Genomic DNA, 3,251 nt, shown 5'->3' with positions numbered 1-3,251 from the left:
AGCCAACAGCGAGGCCGTTGCGTAGCGCAGATCGATGCGCGCAATGTTCGTAATCTGTTCTTTGAGCGTCTTGTCATAGATGGCGATGAAGCGGCGCATCTTTTCCACCAGGTTGCCGCGTCCCAGCAGCAACTCGATGCCGGGGCCGGAACTGCCGGCACCGGTGGTCAGGAACCAGCTCCCGCGTTCACGCAATTCCAGGCGTGCAATCGAGAAGCCCAGCGGGCGCAACATCTGGCTCAGCACCTGGTACTGCTGCATCACTTGCTGCTGGGCCCGTTGTGGGCCGAACAGCTGTGGCAGGTGTTCGTAGTTCGCCAGTTCCCTGGGCGTAAACGCCTGGCCCTGGTTGTTCAGCAAAGACTCGTCACCCCAACGCGCCACCGGCAGTTGCTCTTCGAGGCGAATCACCACTTGATCCGGCCAGACCCGACGCACTTCGGCGTGGGCGATCCAGGGCATTTGCTCAAGTTCCTTGCGCATGCTCGCCAGATCGATGGTGAAGAAGCTCGCCGCCACAAAAGGCGCGATTCGCTGCTGCACCGCTTGCTGGCTGATGTAGCTCAGGTCGCCCTGCACGGCGATCTTGGTGATCGGCCGGTCGGCGTACGGCAGCAAACGCTGCGCGCCTTCGTAAGTACCGAACCCGAGCGCGACCAGCAGCACCGGCCAGAACAGGCTTTTCAGAAAACCGAAGTTGGCTTTCGGCAGGCGCGCGGACATCGGCTCTTTGGCCACCATTCGGCTGGCACCCCGCGGCACCGGCTTGCGGCCGGGTGCGGGTGGCTGATGTCTGAGCTGAGCGCCTTGCATCGTCTTAACCTCTAGCGTCTTCAACACTGGCGGCCAGAATGGCCAGAACCAGTTGCTGGAAATCCAGACCGGCGGCACGGGCCGCCATCGGCACCAGACTGTGATCGGTCATGCCCGGTGCGGTGTTCACTTCCAGGAACCAGAACTGCCCGTCGGCGTCCTGCATCACGTCCGCCCTGCCCCAACCGGCGATACCCAGCGCCTCACAGGCCTTGGCCGTGAGATCCATGAGTTCCTGTTCCTTGGCGGCATCCAGCCCGCACGGAATGCGGTACTGGGTATCGTTGGCGATGTACTTGGCGTCGTAGTCGTAGAACGTGTGCGGTGTACCCAGGGCGATTGGAGGCAACACCTGGTCACGCAGGGTGGCGATGGTGAACTCTGGACCTTGAATCCATTGCTCAACCAAGACTTGCGAATCGTAGGTACTGGCCGCTTTCCATGCGTCGATCAACTCGGACGCAGAACTCACTTTGGCCATCCCGATACTTGAACCTTCATGCGCCGGTTTGACGATCAAAGGGAAGCCCAGTTCCGTCGCTGCCGAAATACAATCGGCTTCGCTGCACAGCACGGCGTGACGCGGCGTCGGAATCCCGAGGCTGTGCCAGACCTGCTTGGTGCGCAGTTTGTCCATTGCCAGTGCCGAAGCGAGGATGCCGCTGCCGGTGTACGGGATGCCCGCGCATTCGAGCAGGCCCTGCATGGAGCCGTCTTCGCCGCCGCGACCGTGGAGAATGATGAAGGCGCGGTCGATTTTCTCGCTGAGCAGACGCTGCAGAAAGTCTGCGCCGACGTCGATGCCGAACGCGTCCACGCCAGCGCTTTGCAGCGCCTCGAGCACGGCGTTACCGGATTTCAACGAAACCTCACGCTCGGCACTCAGGCCACCGAAAAGCACGGCGACACGGCCGAAGTCTTTCGGCGCGATAGTGGAGGACAGATTGGCGTAGGCAGCAGTCATTTCAACTTCCCCTCGACCGACGCCGCCACGGCGCCAGCGAACAACTCACTTTTCAACAGTTTCGGTGCGAGACCGCCGATATCACCGGCGCCCTGGCACAGCAGAATGTCGCCGGCACGCAGCAGCGGCTTGACCAGCGGCGCCAGATCGACGCCACGCTCGATGTAGATCGGATCGAGCTGACCGCGCTGACGGATGCTGTTGCACAGCTTGCGGCTGTCGGCGCCCGGAATCGGTTCTTCGCCGGCCGGATAGACTTCCATCAGCAGCAGCACGTTGGCGTCGGCCAGTACATTGACGAAGTCGTCGTACAGATCCCGAGTGCGGCTGTAACGGTGCGGCTGGTAAACCATCACCAGACGGCGCTCCGGCCAGCCACCGCGCACGGCTTTGATCACGGCGGCGACTTCGGTCGGGTGGTGACCGTAGTCGTCGACCAGCATCACGTGGCCGCCGTCCACCGGCAGTTCGCCGTAGACCTGGAAGCGTCGACCGACACCCTGGAACCCGGACAGGCCCTGAACGATGGCCTCATCACTGACGCCTTCGTCGGTGGCGATGCAGATGGTCGCCAGAGAGTTGAGCACGTTGTGGTTGCCGGGCATGTTCACTGACACTTCCAGCGGCTCGCGATCAGGACGCAGTACAGTGAAGAACGTCTGCATGCCTTGCTGGCGCACATTGATTGCGCGCACGTCGGCGTCTTCGCTGAAGCCGTAAGTCACGGTCGGACGTTTGACCAGCGGCAGGATTTCGCGCACCACTGGATCGTCCAGGCACATCACCGCCAAACCGTAGAACGGCAGGTTGTGCAGGAACTCGACGAAGGTTTTCTTCAGTTTGTTGAAGTCACCGTCGTAGGTCGCCATGTGGTCGGCGTCGATGTTGGTGACCACGGCCACCAGAGGTTGCAAATGCAGGAAGCTCGCGTCGCTTTCGTCGGCTTCGGCGATCAGGTAACGGCTGGTGCCGAGCTGGGCATTGGTGCCCGCGGCATTCAGACGACCACCGATGACGAACGTCGGATCGAGGCCACCGGCAGCGAACACCGAAGCGATCAGACTGGTAGTAGTGGTTTTGCCGTGGGTACCGGCGACGGCGATGCCGTGGCGATAACGCATCAGCTCAGCCAGCATTTCGGCACGCGGCACCACCGGGATGCGGCGCTCCAGCGCGGTCGCGACTTCCGGGTTGGACGTGTTGACGGCGCTCGACACCACCAACACATCGGCAGCAGCGGCGTTCTCGGCGCGGTGGCCGATATAGATTTTCGCGCCGAACGATTCCAGACGCTCGGTCACCGGCGATGCTTTCAGGTCGGAACCGGACACTTCATAGCCCAGGTTCAACAACACTTCGGCAATGCCGCACATGCCCACGCCGCCGATGCCGACGAAATGGATGCGACGGATGCGGCGCATTTCCGGTTGCGGCATGGCTTTCTGATTCTCAACCATGGGCCACCTCCAGACAG

At 62.0% G+C, this 3,251-nt stretch carries 2 protein-coding genes and 1 pseudogene; all 3 read right to left on the bottom strand.

Going from position 1 to position 3,251, the window contains the following annotated elements:
- Nucleotides 1–813, bottom strand: a pseudogene (locus ACIOVB_RS26745) (cell division protein FtsQ/DivIB); the annotation flags it as partial.
- Nucleotides 814–817: 4 nt separating this feature from the next.
- Nucleotides 818–1,777: a D-alanine--D-alanine ligase gene (locus ACIOVB_RS26740; RefSeq protein WP_401272184.1), complete on the bottom strand. Its 960-nt coding sequence runs from the start codon at nt 1,775–1,777 to the stop codon at nt 818–820.
- A complete protein-coding gene (gene murC, locus ACIOVB_RS26735; protein ID WP_305439712.1) occupies nt 1,774–3,234 on the bottom strand; it encodes a UDP-N-acetylmuramate--L-alanine ligase in 1,461 nt (486 codons plus the stop codon). The genes ACIOVB_RS26740 and murC overlap by 4 nt, the downstream gene beginning before the upstream one ends.
- Nucleotides 3,235–3,251: the final 17 nt, after the last annotated feature.

The sequence above is a fragment of the Pseudomonas sp. NPDC087639 genome (genome assembly GCF_044743385.1).
In the GTDB taxonomy this organism is placed as follows: Bacteria; Pseudomonadota; Gammaproteobacteria; order Pseudomonadales; family Pseudomonadaceae; genus Aquipseudomonas.
Note: the sequence above shows the minus strand (reverse complement) of the source record. Positions and strands in the feature narration are given on the sequence as shown.

Coding starts and splice junctions, on each gene's coding strand:
- ACIOVB_RS26740 (WP_401272184.1), bottom strand. CDS start 1,777: ATGACTGCTGCCTACGCCAATCTGTCCTCCACTATCGCGCCGAAAGAC.
- murC (WP_305439712.1), bottom strand. CDS start 3,234: ATGGTTGAGAATCAGAAAGCCATGCCGCAACCGGAAATGCGCCGCATC.